1 protein-coding gene is annotated in these 381 nt (G+C 63.8%); it reads right to left on the reverse strand.

Annotated elements, in window-relative coordinates; translation table 11 throughout:
- Nucleotides 1–381: IS5 family transposase (locus F8R15_RS21220; RefSeq protein WP_152845902.1), on the reverse strand; the 381-nt coding region annotated here is incomplete at both ends.

Raw genomic sequence — 381 nt, forward strand, 5'->3', positions numbered from 1 at the left:
GACGGGTATGCCGAGCGCGGTGTAGCCGTTCATGATGGCGATGCGGACCTGAAGTTCCGCGATCTGGCGATCGAAGTCCCGCGCCATGAGGCGCTGACCCAGAAGTTTCACGCAGTGCATCTTGGTTTCGACGCGGCTCCGGCGGTGGTATCCGCTCCATCGTCGCCACAGGGTGCGGCCCAGATACTTAGATACCCGCAGAGCTTCGTTGCGTGCGATAGCGCCAGCGGTGGCGGTCTTCCAAGGCTTCGCATTCCGGCGAGGCGGGATGACGGCATGAGCGCCACGCTCGGCGATGGCGTCATGGCATTTGCGGGTGTCGTAGGCACCGTCTGCCGTGACGCTGCCGATCTCTTCATCCTCGGGGATCTGGTCGAGCAG

The organism is Thioclava sp. JE_KL1 (assembly GCF_009296265.1).
GTDB lineage: Bacteria > Pseudomonadota > Alphaproteobacteria > Rhodobacterales > Rhodobacteraceae > Thioclava.